Source organism: Sphingomonas sp. Ant20 (assembly GCF_000783375.1).
Lineage (GTDB): Bacteria > Pseudomonadota > Alphaproteobacteria > Sphingomonadales > Sphingomonadaceae > Sphingomonas > Sphingomonas aerolata.
Genome location: NZ_JRVI01000151.1, coordinates 1 through 3255 on the forward strand (window position 1 = coordinate 1; position 3255 = coordinate 3255).

Annotated in this window: 2 protein-coding genes; one reads left to right on the forward strand and one right to left on the reverse strand. The window is 69.8% G+C overall.

The features are described from left to right. The coding region (locus NI18_RS15865; protein ID WP_037531318.1) for a sulfite reductase subunit alpha at positions 1-1353 on the forward strand (1353 nt) is incomplete at its 5' end. Positions 1354-1426: 73 nt separating this feature from the next. On the opposite strand, the gene NI18_RS15870 is transcribed toward NI18_RS15865, so the two are convergent. Continuing rightward, positions 1427-3255, reverse strand: a 1829-nt coding sequence (locus tag NI18_RS15870; RefSeq protein ID WP_037531321.1) for an amidohydrolase family protein, incomplete at its 5' end; no start/stop codon positions are given.

The window sequence follows — 3255 nt, forward strand, 5'->3', positions numbered from 1 at the left end:
GCGGGGGCGGACCGACCCGGCGTGCTGGTCGTTCACGCATCGCAGACCGGCACTGCCGAACGGCTCGCACGCCTCAGCGCGGCAGCGTTCCCGGATGCTGCGATCCGCCCGCTGGCGACGGTGTCGCCGGCGGATCTGCGCGATGCCGGCACCGTCCTGTTCGTCGTGGCGACCTATGGCGAGGGCGATGCGCCGGACACCGCCCGGGCGTTCGAGCGTCGCGTGATGGCCGCGCCGGCCGATCTCGACGGTGTCCGCTACGCGGTACTGGCGCTGGGCGACCGCGAATATCCTGACTATTGCGCCTTTGGTCAGCGCGTCGACGCGTGGCTGCATGCCAGCGGGGCGCTTCGCCTGTTCGACCGGATCGAATTGGATGCGGCCGATGCGGACGGCGAACGCCAGTGGCAGCAACAGCTTCACGCGATCGGCGCGGATCCGGCGCAGCCCGACTGGCAGCCGACGGACTATGCCGCCTGGCCGCTGGTCGCACGGACATGGCTCAATCCCGACAGCCTGGCCGCGCCGATGTACCGGGTCGAACTCGGCATTCCCGCGGGCACGCGCTGGGCACCTGGCGCGATCGCCGAGATCGAGCCGCGTCACGATCCGGCCCGCGTCGCGCGGTTCCTGGCCGATTGCGGGATCGACGATGACGGCCGGGTCGCGGTCGCACTCGCCAAGGCGACGCTGCCCGATCCGGCGACGTTCGATGCCGGGGGACGGGATCCGTTGGCGCTGCCGCCGCTTGCGCACCGCGAATATTCGGTCGCGTCGCTGCCGGAGTCGGGCCGCGTCGAGCTGCTCGTGCGGCAATGTCCCGCAGCCGACGGCGGGCTCGGCATCGGTTCGGGGTGGCTGACAGAAGTGGCGTCGATCGGTGATCCTATCGCCATACGGCTTCGTGCCAATCCTGGGTTTGCGACACCGATGGATCCGGCGACCCCGCTCGTGCTGATCGGCAACGGCACCGGCCTCGCCGGGTTGATGGCGCATCTGCGCGAGCGGGCGCGGACCGGCGGCGCGCCCGCCTGGCTGCTCTATGGCGAACGCAGCAGCGCGTTTGATCGCCCGCTCGCCGCCGAACTCGATGCGCTGCATGCCGCGGGTACGCTCGAGCGGATCGACCGTGCCTTCTCGCGCGATGCGGGCTGCGGGCGCTATGTCCAGGCGCTGGTCGCGGAACAGGCCGACCGGATGCTCGACTGGGCGGACCGGGGGGCGGCGATCTATGTCTGCGGCAGTCTGGTCGGGATGGCGGGCGCGGTCGATGCCGAACTCCGGATCATCCTCGGCGACGACCGGGTCGAGGCGATGAGCGAGGCCGGGCTGTACCGCCGCGACATCTACTGACCGCCGTCGCCCTCATCGCCGGTTCCGACCGGGGATGTCAGTCGACCCCCAGCGCCGGTCGCGACCGGCGATGTCAGTCGACATCGCCGTGTCCGTGGCCGACGGTGATGCGTGCGCCCGTATCGGCGCCGGCGCTGCCGCTCTCCCACCAATAGGCCTGGCGCTTGCGCGTGCCGGTGATCGTCTCGTTCAGCGTTGCCGCATCATAAAGGCGGCCGCCGAGCATGACCTGCGCGACCTTGTCGCTGTTGCGGATGTCGCTTGTCGGGTCGGCGGTCAGCACGACCAGATCGGCGAGCTTGCCGGGTTCGAGCGATCCGACGTCCTTGGCGTATCCCAGCGATCGTGCCGATTCGATCGTACCCGCACGCAGCGCCTCGATTGGGCTGAACCCGCCCCGGACGAAGCTCCACAACTCCCAATGCGCGCCAAGCCCCGGCTGCTGGCCGTGCGCGCCGATCGCCACGGGCACGCCCTTGACCGCGAGCTTGCGCGCCTCTCGTGCGGTTGCGCCATCGACATAATCCTCCTCGGGCGCGATCTCGCGTCGCGCATTCTGCGCCGCGAGCAGTGCCGGCGGCGCATGGCGGGCGAGCAGCGGATGCCGCCACACGTCGCTGTGCGCGCGCCAATAGGGATCGCCCGCCGGCCCACCATAGGCGACCACGAGCGTCGGCGTGTAGCCGACCGTCGTCTGCGACCAGAGATCGACCACATCGGCATAGAAATGCTCGAGCGGGACGTTATGCTCGACCGTGGAATTGCCGTCCTGCACCAGGCTCATGTCGAGCGTGAAGAGCGAGCCGCCCTCGGGCACGACCTCCATGCCTTCCGCCTGCGCGGCCGCGACGACCATCTGGCGCTGCTCGCGGCGTGGCTGGTTGTAGTTCTTCACGCTGCGAGCGCCCTGCGCCTTGAGGCGACGGACGACGGCGAGCGCGTCCTCATAGGTGTCGATCTGCGCATAGACGTCGGGCGCTTTCGCGCCATAGACGATCTCGCCGGTCGAGAAGGTGCGCGGGGCAAGCAGCATGCCGGCCTGCTGCATCTCGGCCGCCGGGAAGATTTCGGCGGAGCGCGACGACGGATCGTGGATCGTCGTGGTGCCGAGCGCGAGGTTCGCCATCGCCGACCAGTTCTGCTGCGGTACGATCTCGTCCTCGCCCTGCGGACCATGCGCATGCGCGTCGACCAACCCGGGGATAACCGTCTTGCCCGCCAGGTCGACGGTCTTCGCGCCTGCGGGAATGGCGATCGTACCACGTGGCCCGACCGCGACGATGCGGTCGCCGCGGATCAGGATCGTGGCGTCGTCGATGATCCCGCCATCGGCCTTCGCCATCGTCACGACGCGTGCGCCGGTCAGCGCCACCGTCGCGTCAGGCTTGGCGGCGGCGATGTCCATCGACAGCGAGGTGCCGGTGCGCGGCGCGACGAACTTCGGCGCGTCCTCACCCTTCGGCGTCGGCACCGCGCGGAACAGCGCCGCGGTCTCGGCCGTGTAGAGCGTCGGGCCCGCGCTCCAGTGGATCTGCCGGCCGTCGTTCGACCAGTTGATGAAGTCCGCACCGTCGCCACTGACGCGGGTGACGGGCAGGGGGCCGCCCTTGGCATCGGTCTCGACCGCCTGGCGTCCCGGCATCAGCGGCATCACGAACGCCTCGTAATTCTGACGGAAGGCGACGTAATCGCCCTGTGGTGAGATCTGATAGTCATTGACCAGCTCGCCCGAGGCATGGACGCGGCGGTCCTGTCCGTTGAGGTCGGTGCTGATCAGCTGGCGCTTGTCCTTCTCGGTCGCCATCAGGAAGACGCGGTCGTTCGCCGCCCCGAATTGCGGGCCGCTCGCCTCCTTGGCGATCCGCACCGGCGCACCGCCGCTGGCGGCGACGCGGTAGGCTG